At 66.2% G+C, this 17,984-nt stretch carries 15 protein-coding genes; 8 read left to right on the forward strand and 7 right to left on the reverse strand.

Annotation, left to right across the window (positions count from 1 at the left end; translation table 11 throughout):
* Window positions 1–1,442: DNRLRE domain-containing protein (locus DB30_RS26910; protein WP_146660786.1), on the reverse strand; the 1,442-nt coding region annotated here is incomplete at its 3' end.
* A gap of 203 nt (window positions 1,443–1,645) precedes the next feature.
* Between DB30_RS26910 and DB30_RS26915 the strand changes: the two genes are divergently transcribed.
* The gene (locus DB30_RS26915) at window positions 1,646–2,464 is read left to right on the forward strand and encodes a DODA-type extradiol aromatic ring-opening family dioxygenase (protein WP_165703966.1); all 819 of its coding nucleotides are present in this window, start codon (window positions 1,646–1,648) and stop codon (window positions 2,462–2,464) included.
* Here DB30_RS26915 and DB30_RS26920 read toward each other — a convergent pair.
* From DB30_RS26920 to DB30_RS26940, 5 genes are all read right to left on the reverse strand, one after another.
* On the reverse strand, window positions 2,390–3,088 hold the full coding sequence (locus DB30_RS26920; protein WP_165703967.1) for a hypothetical protein: 699 nt from the start codon (window positions 3,086–3,088) through the stop codon (window positions 2,390–2,392). The genes DB30_RS26915 and DB30_RS26920 overlap by 75 nt on opposite strands.
* Complete coding sequence (locus tag DB30_RS42490) at window positions 3,019–3,369, reverse strand: hypothetical protein (protein ID WP_153258417.1); 351 nt, start codon at window positions 3,367–3,369, stop codon at window positions 3,019–3,021. The genes DB30_RS26920 and DB30_RS42490 overlap by 70 nt, the downstream gene beginning before the upstream one ends.
* 256 nt (window positions 3,370–3,625) lie before the next feature.
* On the reverse strand, window positions 3,626–5,365 hold the full coding sequence (locus DB30_RS26930) for an IgGFc-binding protein (protein ID WP_052554142.1): 1,740 nt from the start codon (window positions 5,363–5,365) through the stop codon (window positions 3,626–3,628).
* A gap of 4 nt (window positions 5,366–5,369) precedes the next feature.
* Window positions 5,370–7,130 carry an IgGFc-binding protein gene (locus DB30_RS26935; protein WP_052554144.1) on the reverse strand — a complete coding sequence of 587 codons (1,761 nt, stop codon included), beginning with the start codon at window positions 7,128–7,130 and terminating at the stop codon, window positions 5,370–5,372.
* A 94-nt stretch (window positions 7,131–7,224) separates the two neighbouring features.
* Window positions 7,225–8,892, reverse strand: coding sequence for a DUF4215 domain-containing protein (locus DB30_RS26940; RefSeq protein ID WP_146660794.1), 1,668 nt, complete (start codon window positions 8,890–8,892; stop codon window positions 7,225–7,227).
* Between the two features lie 639 nt (window positions 8,893–9,531).
* Between DB30_RS26940 and DB30_RS26945 the strand changes: the two genes are divergently transcribed.
* The 3 genes from DB30_RS26945 (at window position 9,532) to DB30_RS26955 (ending at window position 12,380) form a co-directional block, all read left to right on the forward strand.
* Window positions 9,532–10,092: a DUF3347 domain-containing protein gene (locus tag DB30_RS26945; RefSeq protein WP_146660796.1), complete on the forward strand. Its 561-nt coding sequence runs from the start codon at window positions 9,532–9,534 to the stop codon at window positions 10,090–10,092.
* Window positions 10,089–11,273, forward strand: coding sequence for an MYXO-CTERM sorting domain-containing protein (locus tag DB30_RS26950; protein ID WP_052554150.1), 1,185 nt, complete (start codon window positions 10,089–10,091; stop codon window positions 11,271–11,273). Before DB30_RS26945 ends, DB30_RS26950 begins: the two co-directional genes overlap by 4 nt.
* Before the next feature lie 246 nt (window positions 11,274–11,519).
* Window positions 11,520–12,380, forward strand: coding sequence for a hypothetical protein (locus tag DB30_RS26955; RefSeq protein ID WP_146660799.1), 861 nt, complete (start codon window positions 11,520–11,522; stop codon window positions 12,378–12,380).
* 22 nt (window positions 12,381–12,402) lie between these two features.
* On the opposite strand, the gene DB30_RS26960 is transcribed toward DB30_RS26955, so the two are convergent.
* Window positions 12,403–12,924 (reverse strand): hypothetical protein, encoded by a 522-nt coding sequence (locus DB30_RS26960; protein ID WP_205633073.1) that lies wholly within the window; start codon window positions 12,922–12,924, stop codon window positions 12,403–12,405.
* 137 nt (window positions 12,925–13,061) lie between these two features.
* Here DB30_RS26960 and DB30_RS26965 point away from each other — a divergent pair, with 137 nt between their 5' ends.
* Genes DB30_RS26965 through gpmI form a run of 4 tightly spaced genes read left to right on the forward strand, consistent with a single transcriptional unit; the run spans window position 13,062 to window position 17,883 of the window.
* Complete coding sequence (locus DB30_RS26965) at window positions 13,062–14,186, forward strand: acyl-CoA dehydrogenase family protein (protein ID WP_052554154.1); 1,125 nt, start codon at window positions 13,062–13,064, stop codon at window positions 14,184–14,186.
* The gene (locus DB30_RS26970; protein WP_052554157.1) at window positions 14,186–15,067 is read left to right on the forward strand and encodes a phosphate/phosphite/phosphonate ABC transporter substrate-binding protein; all 882 of its coding nucleotides are present in this window, start codon (window positions 14,186–14,188) and stop codon (window positions 15,065–15,067) included. Before DB30_RS26965 ends, DB30_RS26970 begins: the two co-directional genes overlap by 1 nt.
* Window positions 15,067–16,236, forward strand: a complete 1,170-nt coding sequence (locus tag DB30_RS26975; RefSeq protein WP_052554158.1) for a hypothetical protein — start codon at window positions 15,067–15,069, stop codon at window positions 16,234–16,236. Before DB30_RS26970 ends, DB30_RS26975 begins: the two co-directional genes overlap by 1 nt.
* Before the next feature lie 9 nt (window positions 16,237–16,245).
* Window positions 16,246–17,883 carry a 2,3-bisphosphoglycerate-independent phosphoglycerate mutase gene (gpmI, locus tag DB30_RS26980; protein WP_052554159.1) on the forward strand — a complete coding sequence of 546 codons (1,638 nt, stop codon included), beginning with the start codon at window positions 16,246–16,248 and terminating at the stop codon, window positions 17,881–17,883.
* The last annotated feature ends 101 nt before the right edge of the window (window positions 17,884–17,984 follow it).

Genomic DNA, 17,984 nt, shown 5'->3' on the forward strand with positions numbered 1-17,984 from the left:
GGCTCGTCGCAGGTGGCGCCGGTCCAGCCCTCGTCGCACACGCAGGTGTACTCGTCGAGGCCGTCGACGCAGACCCCGTATGAACACGGGTTGTGCTCGCAATTGTCGATGTCGATCTCGCAGTTTTCCCCGGTCCAGCCCGGAGCGCACGCGCACGCGTAGTCGTTGACCTGGTCCTGACACACGCCACCGTTGAGGCAGGGGTCGCCAGCGCACTCGTCGATGTCTTCCTCGCAGAACTCACCCGCGAAGCCGGGGATACACGCGCACTCGTAGTCGTTGACCAGATCGACACAATCGCCGTTAGTGCAGGCATTACCCACACACTCGTCGATATCGAGTTCGCAGTTGTCGCCCTCGAAGCCGGGATCACACGCGCAGGTGTAGTCGTTGCTGCCGTCGGTGCACTCGCCGTTGACGCAGGGGTCGCCGGCGCACTCGTCGATGTCGATCTCGCAGTTGACCCCGTCGAAGCCGGCGTCGCAGGTGCAGCTGTAGGCGTTGATGAGATCGGTGCAGATGCCACCGTTCACACACGGGGCGGCGTCACACTCGTTGATGTCGGTCTCGCAGTTGTCGCCGGTCCACCCAGGCTGGCAAATGCACATATAGTCGGCAAGCTGGTCCTGGCAGACCCCGTTCACACACGGGGCAGCCGCGCACTCGTCGATCTCGTTCTCGCAGTTGACCCCGTCAAAGCCGGCCGGACACGCGCAGGTGTAGTCGTCCTCGCCGTTGGCACAGGTCCCGCCGTTCACACACGGGTCGGGATCGCAGTAATCTTCGGGCGGCAGCGTGTAGCAGACCTCGAGCGCGGGGCGCAGCCCGACGCCGGCGCCTTCGTTGCTGCTGAAGATGTTCTTCTTGTTGCCCTCGGTCTCGAGCAGCACGCCGTAGTTGGGCTGTGCGCCGGTCACCCACGTACTCACCAGCGCGGTGATGTTGGCCGAGCGCAGGGCGTTGGCGCTGCCGGGCGCGATGATGCCGGCGATACCGGCCGCGAACTGCTGGTTGAAGCTCTGGTAGGTGACCGTGTCCTCGGCCCAAGCCGCGGTGGCGCGGTGAATGTTGATCGGGTTGTTGCCGACCGCACCATTTGCGTAGAGCTTGAGGGTCGCGCTGTCGATCGACGCCTCGGCGGGGATGTCATCGAGGCTGAAGCGGATCAGCGACTCGTCCTTGCCGCCGACCCGCAGGAGGGGGTGCGCCCCATAGTTGTTGTGCTTGGGCGGGTTCGAGATCATCGCGTCCTCGACGTCCTCGCCGCTGATCGTGATGCACTCGGAGACCGGGGCGCTGCGCAGCTCGGGGGCGCCGGCCTCGGGGGCGGCGTCGTCGGCCTGGATGCCACAGCCGGACATGGCGAGGGCGGTGAGCGGCAGCGTGAGGCCGAGCAGGACGGCGCGGGTCGAGGAAGAGGGAGTCTGGTGGTGGGTCGTCATTGGGTATCCGTGCCGCCGACACGTAGTTGTGCGTGTTGACGTCGAGTGCCAGCGGCGGGCGCTTTAGTAGCCGTATCGGCACAGAAATACAGTTAGACCTTTGGCTAACTTGACACCCGAGCAGCCATCTGCTCGTGGTGTGTACCCCGTAACATTCGAGGGTGCCGAGCCGAACCCGCGACCGGGGTATGATCGGGCAGTCCATGACACAGCAATTCGACACGCAACCAACGCTGTTCCTGGGCCACGGCGGCGGCCCGCTCCCGCTCCTGGATCACGCTGGCCATGCCGAGCTGGTCCGGACCTGGGCGCCGGATCTGCCAATTCACGCGGCGCTGCACGATCGATCCGTCACCACAATCGTCGTGATCTCGGCCCACCATGAAAGCCGCGACGCCTCGGTGCACGTCATGGCCGACGCCGCGCCAGGCCTATTGTTCGACTATAGTGGCTTCCCACCACAGAGCTACGAATACACAATCTCAAATCCTGGCGCCCCCGCCGTCGCCACGCGGATCGTCGAGCTGCTGACGGGCGCTGGGATCCCGAGCGCACTCGAGCGCGGCCGCGGCCACGATCATGGCGTGTTTGTCCCGCTGATGGGGCTGCAAGTCACCACGGCGCGGCCCGAGCTTCCGGTCGTCTCCGTCTCGCTTCGCGGCCCGGTGGACTACAGGGCCGGCGAGCCCCAGCTCACCGAGTCACACTGGGCGATGGGGCTCGCGTTGGCCCCACTGCGCAGTGAAGGCGTGCTCCTGGTCGGATCGGGCAACACCTACCACGGCCGCGCGACCCCAGCTGAGGCGGCGGGCTTCGACACCTTCCTGCGCAGCCTCGGCGACACGGGCCCGTCGGCGCTGCGTCGCTGGGCCGAGCACCCCGCAGCCAGGGGCTGCCACCCGCGCCCCGAACACCTCTTGCCGCTGCTCGTGTGTGCCGGCGCCGCGTCAACGTCGACCCAGGTCGAGAGCATGCCCCACGACTTCATGGGGCACGCGGCCAGCCACTTCATCTTTCGCTAGCGCGGGCCTCAACGCCACGTCACAAGCCGGGTAGATCGTGGCATGCACGAGATCATCCTGGCTCGACTGCTCGCGTCGCCGCTCCTGCGCGAGCCGGCTCCGCTCACCGAGGCGGCCGTGATCGAGCGCTTCGGTCTGGTCGACGACGGCGACACCATGGAGCGCGAGGGTTCGCGCTGGAGCGTGTACTGGGACGAGCCCGCGTGGTACGAGCAGATCGTCGCCCAGGAAGTGGCGCAGACGCTCATCCACCAGCTGGTGTCGAGCCTCGAAACGGTCCGAGGCGACGGCACGACCAGCGGCGAGCGGCTGGTGAGACAAGCCGTCTCGGATGGTTGGCGAACTGCGTTGAAGGGCCGCTTCGGCGCGCCCGAGACCCGTGATCAGGGCTGGGTCGCGTACACCGGGCGCGAGCTGCTGGTGAGCACGAAGTGCTCGCGCGTGGTCGCCAATCAGCTCGGCGATTACCGCTATGTTCTGGCGACGGCGGTGCGCAACGCGAGGTAACGGGGTAGAGACGGGCACGGAGGTCGGGGGCTCGTTGTCGCCGATGTTCATCGTGGGTCCCAGGCCGGGCTGACCGTGGAAGTTGCTGCCCCAACATCGGACGGTTCCACCCGCCAAGAGCGCGCAGCTGGTGTGGTAGCCCGCGGCGATATCTCGTCGAGGTTGCCGTCACCGCAGAAGGGACCGCCGTCGCCGGGTTCACCGTCGCCATCGCCATCGCCATCGCCGGGATCACCGTCGCCGTCGCCAACGCCGGGATCGCCGGGATCACCGTCGCCGTCGCCATCGCCGTCGCCCGAATAACCGTCGCCGTCACCAGTCTCGCTCCCGGTGTCGGCGGGCGTGGTGTCAGCGGTAGGCCATGACGCCCCGTAGGAGGACCAAGGAGGTGAGTCCAATATTTTTCTGCATGTTGCTGATCCAGGTCGAGGGGCAGCTACGAAAACTGACACGGCCACAGTACCAACTAAGTAGTCCAGTTGCTGAACAACAGAAACGAATCGAACGACTCGACGACCATATCCATGCGATCACCAATCAGCAGCGCCGTGGCCCTGACTGTCGTCACCTCGTGCGACGCCGAGGAGCCTCGGGCCACCTGAGCCAAAGCCAAGCGTACGTACTCCCGTCGAGCGTGGATCGCCACCCAACGGATTAGTAGACGAAGCCTCCGTTCATCGAGAAGCCGGCGTTGCCCAGCGAACCATCGACGACGGCCATGAAGGGTTGATCGTTCTCGATGATATAGAGAACTCCGTTTTCGAGCGAGTAGCGAGCTACTGTCCAACCCTCGGCGAATTCATGGGTTTCGAAGAGGACGGTGGTTTCGCCGGTGCCCGTGATGATCGGCGCCGAGCCCGTCGGGTAGCCGAGCGACAAGCTGGTCTCCAAATTGAGATCGGGGATCGCAAACACGTAGCGCGACGGTAAGTGCTGGAGAGGCGGAAACTGAACCAGTGAGGGACCCCGGCTTTGGACGACGTTGAACATTGCGAGGGGCGAGAGCCCCTGAAAGTACACGTCCCCAATTTGGGGGTAGATTACGCTGTAGGTGCCGATCAACGTCGGGGCGCTGATAACATAGGGCTGCGGGGGAAGCGCGACGTTATCCGTCGAGTCCATCACGACCGTCGTATTGGCTTGCTCGGGGAGCAGCAACCACCGGGTCCACTGGGGCTGATTTGGCGGGTTCGCCGTGTCGCGCAGACCGATGAAGACTTCGCCGTGGCTCTTGTCTATTGGGAGCAACTGCTCGGCATAATGATCATTGCAGACATCAGCGATAGCGTTGCCGCACGACTGCGAAATGTACAGGCCAATCGGGTGGTCGGGATCGCTGGTGAAGGTCGTACCCAGCAGCGCCTCGTTTTCGGAGGCTTGGAACAGGCTCAGGACATCGCCCGCATCGAGCAGCACCTGAAACGGCGCATCTGTCATCGGTGTATCCGGGCCGGCGGACACGGTGTCGGTGGGATTGACCATCAACGTGGTCCCATCAGTGGTCGCTACCGCGGTCACGCTGAAGCCGTAGCCTGGGCTCCAGGCTCCGCGATCACGGCCGATGGTCTCGGCCATGGAGCCCCAAGCAGGGACGGGAATCAAGTTGGTCGCGCTGACACGCGCCCAAATGTTAGCGGGACCTCCGGGGTTGAACTGATGCGCGGCGACCGGGCGGCTCGAGGTGACGCGAAAGGCTTTGCTGTCATAGTGACCGGGCGCGAGCAAGGACTCCTCCCCATAGAAATAGAATTCGTGCGTGCTCATCCCCGCGACGGGAACTGGCCCAGCGAGCGTGACCCACACGCCGTTGACACGATGGGAGACCTCGAGTTGCGCGACCTCCATGCTCGCGTTGCCGATCGCTATGACCAGCGGAAGGTCGTCGTCGATCTGCACTTGGTCGGTGGGGAACTTGAGCGCGTAGAACTCACAGCCGAGCGGGCCCGTAGCGGTTTCGCAGGTATCGCCGTCGCCGTCGCCGTCGCCGGTTGGATCGCCGTCGCCGTCACCGGTTGGATCGCCATCGCCATCGCCGGTTGGATCGCCATCGCCATCGCCGGTTGGATCACCGTCGCCATCGCCGGTTGGCTCCGTGTCTGGATCGGTGCACAGGTCGTCGACGCACTCCAGGCCACCCAGACATTGGCCGCCGACACACCCACAACCGAGCTGCCCGTCGATACAGGCCGTGCAAATGTTGTCCTCACATGTCAGGTCCCCCAGGCACTCCCCCCCGACACATTCGCAATCCTCGCCTCCTGGGGTGCAGGCGCCCTCGCTGGTGGAATCCTCTGCGTTACCCGAGCCGTCGGCCGCTGGGGCGGGCACACATCCAAGCAACGCGAGCGGTAGCAGGATCTTCAGGGTGGTGCTCATGTCGATCAGGTTGATCATGGGATCAGTTTGTCCTCAGCCCGGCGAGGTAGCCCAAGCCGTAGGTGTAGTTCGTGTAACCCTCGGGCGAGAACACCACATTGGCCGTAAACGGTTCGTCGCCCGTGACTCGTGTGACCCCCTCGGCGAGTTCCCAGGCGCCCGCCTCCCAGTCACCGAGCATCCATAGCTGGCTCAGCCCGAGGGGGTCGTTGGGCTGACCGTTGAAGTAGATCGGTGAATCGACCGCACGCCCGACGCCCAGACGCATGCGGGGGGGAGTGGGCAGGTAGTCAGGAACGTAGACGACGTAGCTGGTCTGCAATCGATCTGCGGGCGCGACCGCGATCTGTGCGGCGCCCGTGGAGTCAGTCTGGTTCCACTTTTGCCCGACCATGTAGTTCATCACACCGACAGCCTGGTTCGATGAGATGACGAAGTCCCCGATGTTATCGATGCCGTTGGCCGAAAACTCGATGAACTCCATATTTTGGAGGATGACGGGCCCCGGCGGGAGTCCTTGGATTGTGCCACTGTACTCGAAAGTGACCTCGGTATCGTCCTGCCACGCTGCGATTTGCCACGCGCTGGAGAGCGGTGCATCGACGAGCCTCGGCGCCCGCAGCCCGACATACTCCGTCCCCCACATCTGGATGGGGAGATTCTGCTCGAGGATGAAGGTGTGCTTTGAATCTCCCTCGTAGAGCTCAGCGAAAGGGTGGCCTGTGAACACGGCGATCGGGTGTTCGGCGTCGGTGGTGAGTTGGGTGCCCGAGACACTCGTGCCGACGTTCACGGGATTGACCTTGAAGGTGTCACCGGCGTCGAGCTCGATCTGAACTTGGAAGCCCGGAGCAGGAGCGTCCCATGCGCCAGCCGCCATCTGGGCTGGCGAGCGGAACCGGAGCGTGGTGTTGTCGACCGATGCGATAACGACGAGATAGCTGGCGTGTATGCCTTCGTTTGCCCCCTTGGGCCAGCCCAGAGCGCGGTAATCGTAGCCCCAGGCCGACGTGGGCAGCACATGCGTGGCAGCGCGTCCATCCACGTATGCCCCGACGATCGCCGACGGCCCCGGCGCCGAATAGATGACCTCGACGGGGCTGTCGCTGTTGAAACGCAGCGCCGCCCCCACGGACACGTTGGGGGAAGCCCAGATCGCGCCAGAGTTGAACTCGTAGACTTCATGGCCCAGCGGCGCGACCTCGATCGGCAGCGTGGCGTCTACCCACACGCCGTTGTTCTTGATGTAGATCTCGACCGTGCTCGGCGTGTCGGGGCTCGGGTTGATGAAGGTGACCGCAGCCGGCGGAAGACCACCAGAGAACTTGTTGGGAAACCTCGTGATATAAAACTCGCAGCCTGCCGTGCCGGTGGCGTTGTCGCAGGTCTCGACGGGGTCGCCATCGCCATCGCCAGTAGGATCGCCGTCGCCGTCGCCGTCACCCGTAGGATCGCCGTCGCCGTCGCCGTCACCCGTAGGATCGCCGTCGCCGTCACCCGTAGGATCGCCGTCGCCGTCTCCGGGCTCGAGGCAGACTCCGCCGACACACTCGTAATCCCCAAGGCATCCGCCCTCGAAGCACTCACACCCCAGCGTGCCCAGTATACAGCCCGTGCAAATGTTGTCGATACACTCGAGCTCGTTGCCCAGGCACTCGCCCGCGACGCACGGACAATCTTGCGCCCCAGGCGTACACTCTCCGCCTTCGGTGCTCGATTCCTCAGTGCCGCCGCTATCTGCCGCTGAGGGTGGGGGTGAGCAAGCGAGCAGAGCCAGGCTCAAGCTTGCTGCCGTCGTCTTCCACCGAAATGCCCTCGCCGTCTGTGATTTTTTCATAATACCTCTGCTGCCAGCCACGCCCTGCCCACACTGCTGATCAGAACAGCTCGACAGGGCCGCCCTCTGCGGCGATGAGCACGTTGTTGGTGTGACCAAGCCCGAGTTGGCCATAGTTATTGGACCCCCAACAATAGATCTCGTTCGTCACCAAGAGCGCGCACACATAAGATTGCCCCATTGCAACCTGCGAGACCCCGGCCGGGAGGTCGAGCACGGGAACGGCAGCCGGCGTCTCGTCATCGCCGATGCTCTCGTCTTCGGCACCCTGACCGAGGGCCCCGTTGCTCGCTACCCCCCAACACTTGAGCCCTTGCCCTTCGAGCACCGCACAGACCCGACCGAACCCAACTTCGATGGAGACCGCGGCGCCGCCAAGATCGATCGGCGGAAAGGCTGACGGCAGCTCGTTGTCACCTATATTGTCTGTCATGCCCTGGCCGGCGAAACCACCGACATTGTTCCCCCAGCAAAGCACATCGCCAGTATCGTAAAGTACACAAGTGCCGTACGCCCCGGTGCCGACATCGACGATTTGTGTGTCAAGAGGCAGGCTCTGGGCGATCGGAGCAAACGGCGGCCCTGGAGTCTCCAATACGTTGGTGTGGCCGTAACCAAGCTCCCCATTGTCGTTGCGACCCCAACATTGCAGATTGCCGTCGTCGATGAGGGCGCAACCGTGACTTGTCGTGCTGCCGAAACCCAATGTGGTCACGGGGCCACTGAAGGCGAGATGGCCGACAGCCGTCGGGAGTTCGTCATCGCCAATTTTCGTCGCCGCTGGCAGCCCGAGGCCGAGCTTCTGATATGCCGTATTCTGGCCCCAGCAGCGTACAAGTCCGCCCAACATGATCGCGCAGGTGGCAGAGTGGCCCGGCCGAACTTGCTGGGTGAAGTCGTCGAGAGGCACGTCAATGAGCACATCGAGTAGCTCGTTGTCGCCGATGAGAGTGGTGTACCCATAGCCGCACGGGCCATTAAAAGTCTGCCCCCAACAGCGCAGCCCGCCGTCTTGCAGCTTTACGAACATGTGGTCTCGGCCGGCACTGATCTCGGTGATGGGGATCTCGAATTCGATCGGGACGCCGAACCACGGCAGCTCGTCATCGCCGATATCCAGCGTGTTGCCCTGGCCGAGTAGTCCAATGCTGTTCCTTCCCCAAGCGATCACCTTGCCGTTTGGCATGAGCGCATAGGTCGAGCTCGTGGCCGCGACGATAGCGATGACCTCCGTGTTGGTACAGTCAGCCTCGCACCCATCGTTTTGCTGGTTGTTGGCGTCATCGCATTGCTCGAGACCTTGGACGAGGCCGTCGCCGCACACAGTCTGTGCGCAGCTGCCACCGTCGCAGACCAGCTCGGGATCGCAGCTGTCCGGGGCTCCGTCGCAGTCGCATCCGAGCTCCCCGCATGTGCCATCGCCATCACCATCACCGGTTGGGTCGCCGTCGCCATCACCGGTTGGGTCGCCGTCGCCATCACCGGTGGTGTCCGCACATACACCAGCGACACACTCGAGGCCGACGAAACACAGAGAGTCTAGGCATACGCAATCCGCGGTGCCCGGCATGCACTCGCCGTCGGTCGAATCCTCGGACTCTTCGGTTTGTCCGGATTCATCGGCCCCATCGTCGCTCGCCGTGGTGGGCTGGCACCCGAACACCCCGAAAACCAGGGTGTAGAGCGACAATACTGTTCTTACTTCCATCAGGGTGGAACCCTACTGGTAACGCGGCTGAGAAGTCAACCCACAACTTGCAGGCGCCGCACCACGCGATTCCAGGCCGCCCACGACCCTCGATGAGGGTAGGCAGCCATTCTTCGGAGTCCATGTGACGGAAGACATCTCTCCGGCACCTGGAGAACCGTTGTTCTGCCCCATGGGAGCCGCGCCCGTCGACGGTGCGAACATTTTCTCCGCTCCCGGCGAGCTCGACGAGGCCGTCGTGCCTTCTTGGTCGGTCACGCTGGGAAGTCGTCGAACCGGAGGGTCCACCACCTTCAGCGCTTGGCGACCGGTTGCGGACCAGCCAGATGGGGGTGTTGGCACAGAGGGGGAGGGGTCCAGATCGCGCGACGGGAGCTGCTCGATCTTCGGCATGGGTGGCGCCGCAGACCCGCTGGACTCACTCGACTCCACCTCGGGCGCGAAAAAGCCGGAGCCTCGCTCGCGTCGTCGAGATCGCCATCACCGCCGACATTCGGGAGGATCGGCTCGGCTGGATCTGGACCAGGCCCAGGCTCGGGAGGCGTCTGGACCAACAGCGCGGTCAGCTACAGCGTGAAGATCGGCATTCGCGGCCCGGCACTCTACCCCACACGCGCGCGGCTGTGGTATCCGCAAACGGTGACTCAGGCTCTCGCTCGCGCGATCACACGTCGTGCTTGGCTGCGCGGGTGTGCGGCCGGCATCGCCAGCGCGTCGGTGTTGGCGTGTCGCACGAAGCCCGCCGAGCTCGCACCCGACGGCACCATGCTCACCCCGTACCTGGGGATCGGTGAGGTCCTCGCGGCGGATCAGCTCGAAGGCATCGCGCAGCTCGGGGCCCAGCTCGTCGTCGCCAGCGAGGCGCACAGCGAAGAGCCCGGGGTCGCCGAGATGCTCGCGGCCGCCGGGCGGATCGGCGGCGCGAACATCTCGAGCACCCGCTTGGCCTATCGCAAGCTCAGCGAGGGCATGATCGCGTGGCTGGCCGCCCACCCAGATCAGCGCGCCGGGCTCGTGCTCGTGCACTGCCCCATGGCGTTCACCAACGAGGGCGCGTACTGGGTGCAGCGCAGCGGGCAGCTATTCAACCCCTACGAGGGCGCGATGATGCTGCGCTGCGGGGCCAAGCTGGCCTGGGAAGATCACCGCCGCGGCGCGCCCCCGGCTGGCAACGTCGAGCTGGAGGGCATGGACACGTGATCATCGAGACGAGTCGTCTTGCTGCAGTCGTGCTCGGGGTCACCCTCGCCTTGGTCCCGGGCATCGCAGAGGCTGGAAACGGCGCGCACCCGCGAACGCCGGTCGACTGGTCCGACGCGCCGTGCATGACGATCATCGATCGCAGCCAGGACCCGGTCTACGCGCTCAGCTACGCCATCCCGATCGAGGACACCGAGGTCACCGCCGACGAGGTCGTTGGCAGCCGCACGCACCAGTTCTTTGGGTTTTGTCGCGATCGCCACCTGGAGGACATCCTGCCCGGCTGGATCACCGAGACCGAGGTCACCGGAGCCGGTGCCGCGGGTCTGGGCGATCCAAACGGCGTCGACTTCGAGCTCGAGGTGCTGGAGAACGCGCCCGACTGGGCTGGCTGCTGGGCGCGGATCACCAACGACGACGAGCGCCGACCGATCACCTTCGCTGCCGCGGCCGAGCCGGTCATGTGGGACACGAGCATGCTGGCGGCGGGCACGTGGTCGGTCGAGGGCTACACCTACGAGCCGTGGTTCAACCTGTGGAGCCCGCACCCGGGCGTGTTCAAGATCGTCGACGATCCCGATCCGGCCGCGAGCCCACCCGCGGCCGCGCTGACCTTCTTCGAGCAGACCGTCACGATCAACGAGCAAGCCAGCATCACCGGCTGCGTTGACGCGATGGCCGGCTCGACGATGAGCCTGTCGTGGTCCAACGGCAACATCAACGGCGCGCCCAACTGGGAGCTGTTCAGCGCCAACATCCCAGCGCAGCGCGGGAGCTTTGATCTACCGTTTGCGCCGCCGCTCGCCGCCGCGTCGAACTCCGTGATGATCCGGCTGGAGATCGTCGACCCGATGGGGCGCGCGTGGACGGCCTACAGCCGCCACTACATCGCGGTCGTCGACGACATTGGCGAGACCGGGTGTGACGACGACGGCGGCTTCGTGGGAAACCCGTGCGACGACGGCGGCTCGGATACGGGGTCTGGGCAGGAGAGCGAGGACACCAGCGCCGACACCAGCGCCGACTTGGGGAGCTCGACGGGGCCCGGGTTGAACGACGCGGGTGACGGCGGCGGCAGCTGCAATTGCTCGACCCACGAGACACCTGGGAGCGGGCTCTTGTTCTGGAGCCTGCTCGGTCTGGTGTTCGTGGGTCGCGGTCGGCGTGGTCGGCCGAGCTGAGAACAGCTTAGATCCCGCTTAGCAGGGTCAGGACCATCAGCGTCAGGCTCACGAGAAACGCGGCGGGTAGCAGCCTCTTCATGCAACCATCCCTTACGAGATTCAGGCCATGTACACCGAGTGTAAAACATGAACAATATCAATATATTAGAAGAATAGAGCCAGGCTCTGTATGTGCCGATATTGCATCTTGCGACGCTGCGCGACGCGACCGTTGCAGTCGCTCACATCGTAGACTTGGCGAACGTGATCGCCCTCGCCTTCGCCCAGAGCGTGGCTCTGCTCGCGCTGAGTCCTTCGCCCGAGCCAGCACCCGACGCAACACCGGAGCCAGCGCCACCCGCCGCGTCGGCCGAAGAGGTCACCCCCGCGCCAGCGCCCGAGCCGAGCGCAGCGCCACCCCCAGCAGCGGGCGGGTTCGGCAGCGTCGAGGCGATCACCACCAGCTCCAACGTGCACGGCTTGCCGGCCCCCGCGCTCGAGCCAGGCGAGGATGGCGAGGATGAAGAAGGCCCGCGCCACGAGATCTCGGCCCGCGCCGAGGCTGGCTACGCGCAGACCAACCTCGGCAACGCCGAGGGTCTCGATCATCACGGCCTGTTCCTTCGCCTGCACCTGGTGTTCTACCCATGGGTCACCAAGCAGCGGCAGGTCGCGGGCGGGATCGGGGCGCTGTACAGCTACGCGGGCGTCAACCGTCGCGAGCTGCCCGACGGCGTCGAGCTCGACGCCAGCGAGGCGCAGCAGCAGCAGATCATGCTCAGCATCAACCTGCTGCTGCGACCGCACCCCGAATGGTTCTCGATTCAACCCGCGGGAATGATCGGGTTGGGCTTTTACAGCAACGCCAAGGTGTTCGCCGCGGATCGTGCGGCGGTGATCCGCAAGGACGAGTACGCGTTCGTGGCCGGCGGCTCGCTCGCGCTGTGCACCGCGTGGGACATCGCCTGCGTGATCGGAGGCAGCGAGGTGCTGCTCGCCGTCGAGACCTTGGGCACCCAGGCGCCAACGCTCGACTCGCGGGTCGTCGATCCCTGGGGCTGGCACGTGGGGATCGGGATCGACGTCTTGCGGATCATGGCCCGCGCCAACCGGCTGCCCTCTTGATCGGGTGCACGCGCCTCGAAGCTCACCCCTCGAGCTCGAGCCCGTACCAGGCGGCGTGGCGCCGTTGCTCGGCTTCGACGCTGAAGTCCTCGAACTCGCCCCACGCTTCGCCTTCCAAGATCCGCGTGAGCGCCCCCAAGGCAAGCTCGCCAGGTTGCGCACGCAAGTATGCCTTGGTCTCGCGCAAGCCTGGGCCGCACAACATCTGGACATCGATCGCACCGTTTGCGTCCATGCTGGCCGACTTCGCGGACCAGATCAGCGGCGTGTCCGCCAACGTGCCCGCGAAGAACAGCTGAACGCAACACACCCGCATGAGATCGGTGTCGCCTTCGCCCTGACTGCGTCGTTCTTTCGCGGTCTCGGCGATCAGCAGTTGGCGGATCTCGGGGAGCGCCTCGGCCGGCGGACGGAGCCCGAAGCGGGCGAGGATCTCGTCTTCGGTCACGCTCGTTCGTAGCGGATCCACTGCCGTGATCACAAGCCCGCGTTGGGCGAGCACGACGGCCCCCTCGCGCTTGCCTTCGTGGACTGACACGGGCACGATGCCCACGCCTTCGAGGACGACATGCGCTTCGCAACTCGCTGAAACCACCATGCGCCCGGAGTTCCCGGGTTCACCCTCGCACCGGGTGCGCAGGCCTGAGTCTTTCGGGCGGCGCGCCGCCGCAGAAGACTCAAATGCCAACCGAATTTCTCGAGACCCTCGACCACGTCATCTCAGAAGTGGTCGATCCCCAAGCCTCCGTCGTCGATGAGACGGGCGCGTTTCCAACCGCCACGATCGACGCCCTCCGCCAGCAGGGCCTGCTTGGCCTGATCAGCGCGCCCGAAGTGGGCGGCATGGGCCGCAGCTGGGGCGACGCCGCGCGGGTGGTCGAACGCCTGGCCCGCTCGTGCGGCAGCTCGGCAATGGTGGTCTGCATGCACTACTGCGGCGCCGCGGTGATCGAGCGCTTCGGCGGCACGGACGCGCGCAAGGCCGTCGGCGCGGGCGAGCTCCTGACCACGCTGGCGTTCTCCGAGGCCGGCTCTCGCAGCCACTTTTGGGCGCCGCTCTCCACCGCAAAGTCCGACGGCGACCAGGTCGTCCTCGACGCCAACAAGAGCTGGGTGACCTCGGCCAGCCACGCCACCGCCTACGTGTGGTCGAGCCAGCCCTCGGTCGGCAGCGAGGGGACCGCGACGCTCTGGCTGGTCCCGCGGGACGCCGCTGGCCTCGCAATCGCTGGGCCCTACCGCGGGCTCGGGCTGCGCGGAAACGACAGCGCTCCGGTTCGCGCGACGGGGGTTCGGATCCCAGCCGCGGCTCGCCTGGGCGACGACGGCCAGGGCTTCGACGTGATGATGGGCACCGTGCTGCCGATCTTCCAGCTGTGCAACGCCGCAGGTTCGCTCGGCCTGATGGAGAGCATCACCACCGCTTCAGTCGCGCACTGCTCGGGTGGGCGCTTCGAACACCTCAATAGCTCGCTCGCCGATCTACCCACAATCCGCGCCTACTTGGCGCGCATGCGCATCGAGACCGACAAGGTCCGCACGCTGTGGGAAGACACGATCGCCGCAGTCGAGGGCGGCCGCGAAGACACGATGCTTCGGGTGCTACAGGTCAAAGCCGCGGCCGCAGAGTCAGCCCTGCAGGTCGCGTCGCTTGGCATGCGCGTGTGCGGGGGCGCGGCCTACCGCAAAGAAGTGGGCGTTGAGCGGCGGTTCCGCGACGCGCAGGCGGCCTCGGTCATGGCGCCAACCACCGACGTACTCTACGACTTCATTGGCAAGGCAATCTGCGGACAGGAGCTGTTCTAATGCGCGATCAAATTAAACCGAATCAGATTGTATTGGGCGCGGTCGCCTACGATCCAAAAGTCGTCACGATCTGGGAGGGCTTCAAGGCCTACTTCGCGGATCAGGACTTGGGCTTCGACTATGTGCTGTTCTCCAACTACGAGCGCCAGGTCCAGGCCCACTTCGACGGGGTGTGCAACGTGGCCTGGAACAGCCCGCTCGCGTGGCTCGAAGCGGAGCGCCTCGCAGCGCGGGTGGGTCGCAAGGCCCGGGCCGTCGCGATGCGCGACACCGACTGTGACCTGACCTCGGTCGTGGTCGCGCGCGCTGGCAGCGGGATCGAGCGCGTTGAAGATCTGCGCGGCAAGACCATCGCCTTTGGCGCCTCGGACTCGCCCCAAGCCACGCTGATCCCACTTGGGTGGCTGGCCAGCCAGGGTCTCGAGCCCGGTCGGGACTTCAACGTCGTCAAGCACGAGATCGCCGTTGGCATGCACGGTGATCACGTTGGCGGTGAGCGACACGCGGCGCGGGACTTGGTCGAAGCGCGCGTGGACGCAGCCGCGATGATCGACGCCAACCACCTGGCGTTTGGCGCCGACGGCACCCTGCCCACGGGCAGCACGGTGATCGTTGGGCAGACCCCGACCTACGACCACTGCAACTTCACCGTGCTCGATGGCATCGACGCCGCGCTGCTCGATCGCTTCGTGAATTTGTTGTTGGGTCAGTCGTTCGAGGATCCGCTCGTGCGGCCCCTGCTCGAGCTCGAGGGGCTCAAGAAGTGGCTGCCCGGCCGCACCAGCGGCTACGCGCTGCTCGACGACGCGATCACCCGCCTGGGCACGATCAACGCGTGGCTCGACACGGCCAGCGCCAATTCGGACGGACAGAGCAGCTAGTGCGCACGGTTGACCTCGGCGCGCTTGGCCTCGACCGCGGGGCCCACTTGTTGGTGCGCCACGCTCTGGCCAAGGCGGAGGTCGGCGCGCGCGTGCAAGTGCGCGGCTCGGATCCAGCGCTGGCGATCCACCTGCGCGCGTGGGCGCGAGCCCGGGGCCACGGGTTCGAGCCAGGTCCGCCGCCGATCGTGATCCGCACGAGCCTCGAGGACGGCCGGTGGTGCGGCGCCGTGGCTGCAGGCCACGCCGCCCGACCCAGCGAGCAGGCGTCGGCGAGCTGGGGCTTGGCCGCCCGCGGCGCCCGGGTCGAGGCGGGTCTGGTCCCCCTCGAGTTTCCCCTGGCCACCCGCGACGAGATCTGGACCGACGACGCGGCCCGGCTGTACGCGCGGGCTGCCGCGGCCCAGTGGGATCCCGAGACCGCGATCAACTGGGCCGCCAGCTGCGAGCTGCCGGACGCCGTCGAAGACGCCGTCGTCCAGGTGATGACCTACCTGATCGAGAACGAAGTGGCCGCGCTGATCATCCCGGCCCGGTTCCTGGCCCGGATCCACCCGCACTTCCGCGAGATCCTGCAAGTCCTCGCGATCCAGGCCGCCGACGAAGCCCGCCACATCGAGGTCTTCACCCGCCGCGCGCTGTTGAAGCGAGACGCGCCCGGGCTCTCGACCGTGGGCGGCCAGAGCTCGCTGCGGACCTTGCTCGAAGAGCCCGACTTCGCGCTCGCGTCGTTTCTGCTCAGCGTGCTGGGCGAGGGCAGCTTCCTGAGCCTGCTGTGGTTTCTGGCCGAGCACGGCCCCGACCCGATCACGCGTCAGATCACCACCTTGGCCGCGCAAGACGAGGCCCGCCACGTCGCGTTTGGCCTCTCGCACCTGCAGCAGCACGCCGCGCGCGAGCCAGGCCTGCGCGCACGCATGGCGAACGCGGTCGAGCAGCGCTTCAGCGCCCTGCAGCACACCGCGGGCCTGAACGAAGAGGTGTTTGACGCGCTGGTTTTGCTGGCCGCCGGCAGCTGGGAGCCCGAAGCGATCGCCCGGGGCTTCGACGCCGTGGTCGCGCTGCGGCAGGACATGGATCGCGGACGCCGGACCCGGCTGGCGCGGCTTGGGTTTGACGCTGAAGCGGCCGAGCGCCTCAGCAGCCTACACACGCGCAACTTCATGTAGCATCCGAGCATGAGCGCCCCACTGCGCCCCCATCCGCACCGCGTCGCCCCCGAGGGCCCGCTGTTGTTCGTGGTCATGGACGGCGTCGGCATCGGTCGCGGCGATGAAGGCGACGCGGTCGCGCGCGCCTACACGCCCACGCTCGACTGGCTCCGCGCGCTGCCCTCGTCCACTGCGTTGGCCGCTCATGGGACCGCGGTTGGGATGCCAAGCGACGGCGACATGGGCAACAGCGAGGTCGGCCACAACGCGATCGGGGCCGGCCGCGTGTTCGAGCAGGGCGCCGCGCTGGTCGAGCAGTCGATCGGCTCGGGCGCGCTGTTTCAAGGTGAGGTGTGGCGCTGGCTGGTCGAGGGCGTGCACGCCTCGGGCGAGCCGCTGCACTTCATCGGCCTGCTCAGCGACGGCAACGTCCACTCGCACATCGATCACCTGCTGGCGATGTTGCGGCGCGCCGCCCAGGACAAGGTCGCCAAGGCCCGCGTGCACGTGCTGACCGACGGCCGCGACGTCCCGGGGCGCTCGGCGTTGGGCTACATCGACAAGCTCGAGGCTACGCTGGGGCAGCTGCGCGCGCAGGGGTTTGACTACGCGATCGCCAGCGGCGGTGGGCGCATGTACCTGACCATGGATCGCTACGAGGCGGACTGGGCCATGGTCGAGCGCGGCTGGAACGTCCACGTGCGCGGCCACGGTCGCAAGTTCGCCAGCGCCCGCGAAGCGGTGCAGACCCTGTATGAAGAGCACCCCGAGCTCGACGACCAATTTTTGCCGAGCTTCGTGATCGCGGATCACCAGGGCGCAGGCGATCCGCTCGGTCCGATCCGCGACGGCGCCTCCGTCGTGTTCACCAACTTCCGCGGGGACCGGGCGCTCGAGATCACCCGCGCGTTCGAGCAAGACCACTTTGACGCGTTTGATCGCAGCCCCCGGCCGCAGGTTCGCTACGCCGGGATGATGCAGTACGACGGCGATCTTGCCCTCCCCACCCGGTTCTTGGTCGCGCCCCCGGTGATCGACAACACCATGGGCGAGCTGCTCGCCCGCGCGGGCAAGCGTCAGCTGGCGATCGCCGAGACCCACAAGTTTGGCCATGTGACCTACTTTTGGAACGGCAACCGCAGCGAGCCGTTTGACCCGGCGCTCGAGCGCTATGTGGAGGTTCGCTCGGACATCGACCCGCTGGCGGAGCGGCCGTGGATGAAGGCCGCCGAGGTCACCGACGCGCTGCTGAAGCAGCTGCGCGAGCCGGGGCCGGGGTTTGACTTCGTGCGGCTGAACTACGCGAACGGTGACATGGTCGGGCACACCGGGGACCTGCGCGCGACCATGCTCGCGGTCGAGGCCGTGGATCTGTGTCTGGCGCGGCTGGTCAGCGCAACCAAGGCGCTGCGCGGGGTCCTGCTCGTCACCGCGGATCACGGCAACGCGGAGCAGATGTTCGACGGCGCGGGCCAGGCCCGGCAGGTGCGGACCAGCCACAGCCTGAACCCGGTGCCGTTGGTGATCTACGATCCGCGCGAGCCCGACGGCGGTCCCGCGCTGAGCTTGCCCGAGCGGCCGGGGCTCTCGAACCTGGCGGCGACCTCACTCGCGCTGCTGGGGTTCTTGCCGCCCGAGGGCTACGATCCGGCGTTGATCGAGTGAGGCGACGCGAAAGCTCATTCGCGCGCTCGCGCTCACGTTGCTTGGGATTGTTGCGTCCGAGGAATATGATTCCCCCTCGACCGTCACAGGCGGCCGTCAAA

Source organism: Enhygromyxa salina (genome assembly GCF_000737335.2).
In the GTDB taxonomy this organism is placed as follows: Bacteria; Myxococcota_A; Polyangia; order Nannocystales; family Nannocystaceae; genus Plesiocystis; species Plesiocystis salina_C.